General features: G+C 71.9%; 2 protein-coding genes and 1 pseudogene. 1 reads left to right on the top strand and 2 read right to left on the bottom strand.

Annotation, left to right across the window (positions count from 1 at the left end; translation table 11 throughout):
• Nucleotides 1-229: pseudogene (locus tag HW445_RS33890) on the bottom strand (hypothetical protein); the annotation flags it as partial.
• Nucleotides 230-474: 245 nt separating this feature from the next.
• Here HW445_RS33890 and HW445_RS30405 point away from each other — a divergent pair.
• Entirely contained in the window at nucleotides 475-1,056 is a 582-nt protein-coding gene (locus HW445_RS30405; RefSeq protein WP_180224018.1) for a superoxide dismutase family protein, read from the top strand.
• On the opposite strand, the gene HW445_RS30400 is transcribed toward HW445_RS30405, so the two are convergent.
• Nucleotides 1,022-1,516, bottom strand: coding sequence for a DoxX family protein (locus HW445_RS30400; protein WP_374939726.1), 495 nt, complete (start codon nucleotides 1,514-1,516; stop codon nucleotides 1,022-1,024). The genes HW445_RS30405 and HW445_RS30400 overlap by 35 nt on opposite strands.
• Nucleotides 1,517-1,565 lie beyond the last annotated feature (49 nt).

Below are 1,565 nucleotides of genomic sequence, written 5' to 3'. Positions count from 1 at the left end.
CGCAGATCGTGAGGATGATCAGGTCCCACAGGTCAGCCGCCGAGGCGGTGCCGGTCATCGTGTCGGCGCCCGCCGCAGCGGCTCCCGTGCCCGCGGCGGCGGCGGTGGCGGCGGCCGCGACGAGCACACCGCTCGGCAGCACGGGCAGGAACACGTCCAGGAGGATCGAGGCCGCGATCAGTCCGTAGATCCACGGGCTGGCGGCCAGCGCTCCGACGCTCTCCCACACGGTTCTCTCCTGGACTTCTATCCCGGCTGCGACCGGGCCGCGACGTCGCAGGGAGCGGCAGGAGCGGCCAATGACGGACAACTGGCAAGACTACGCCGATCAGGTGATTGGCGTCCCAGGGGGGCACGTATGTCCGTGAAGTCGCGTTCCTCCATATGCCGGTGGAGACGAGCGAGGCGCGGCCGCCTCCCGTACCAACGGAAGAGCACATCCCGCGAGGGATCTCTCAGTGAGGAGCGGTGGAAATGGCTGTTCGGGCAGGCGTGTGCGCGGGTGTCGTGGCGATGGCCGTGCTGGGGGCGGGCGGGGTCGCCGCCGCGACGGGCGAGGACGGCGGACACGGGAAGGGGAAGGACAGGCGTCCCGGGTACTCCATGACGACTGACGGTGTGTTCGCGAAGAAGAAGTCGGCGACCACGGCGTACACCTACGACAAGAAACTGGTGCCGGCCGGCTCCTGGATCCAGGTCGGCCAGCGGACGGCTCCCGGTGGCGCGACCACGGTGTCGCTCCGGGTCAAGGGGCTGAAGGCCGGTCACGAGTACGGCGTCCACGTGCACACGAAGCCGTGCACCGCCGACCCGGCCGCGGCGGGCGGGCACTACCAGCACAAGCCGTCCACCGACCCGGCGGCGGTGAACCCGCGGAACGAGGTCTGGCTGGACTTCACGGCCGACCGGAAGGGCTCCGGGAAGGCGAGCGCCCACCACGACTGGGGCTTCCGCAAGAGCGGGGCGGCTTCCGTGGTGATCCACGACAAGCCGGGTTCCTCGGGCGCGCGGGTCGGCTGCTTCACGGTTCCGTTCGGGTGGACGACGGCCCGCTGAGCGGAACCGGCCGACGGGACCGGCCGGGTCGACGGGCCCGGCCGGGACGGACGGACCGTCGGTGCCGGGACGAGGGATCGAGAAGGGCGCCCAGGGAGAGGGCGCCCGGACCGGTGACGGCGAGGAGGAGGAACGACCAGCAGAAGAGGGCGGCCGGTTCGCCGCCGTTCTGCAGCGGCCACAAAGCACGCGGCTGATGCACGGTGAAGTACGCGTAGGCCATCGAGCCGGAGCAGATCAGGGCGGCGGTGCGGGTGCCGAACCCGAGGAGGACGAGGGTGCCTCCGGCGAACTGGATGAGGGCGGCGTACCAGCCGGGCCAGGAACCGGCCGGGACGGTCCCTCCGGTGCCGTGGGCGCCGCCCAGGACTCCGAAGAGCGAGGCGGCGCCGTGGCAGGCGAAGAGGAGTCCGGTCACGAAGCGGAAGAGGGCGAGGACGTAGCGGCGGGCGGTCTCGATGCCCTGATCGGCGGCGAGCGCCAGGGGGCGCAGCCGCGGCGGCTCTCCG

The sequence above is a fragment of the Streptomyces sp. UH6 genome (genome assembly GCF_013421635.1).
Taxonomy (GTDB): Bacteria; Actinomycetota; Actinomycetes; order Streptomycetales; family Streptomycetaceae; genus Streptomyces; species Streptomyces abyssomicinicus.
Note: the sequence above shows the minus strand (reverse complement) of the source record. Positions and strands in the feature narration are given on the sequence as shown.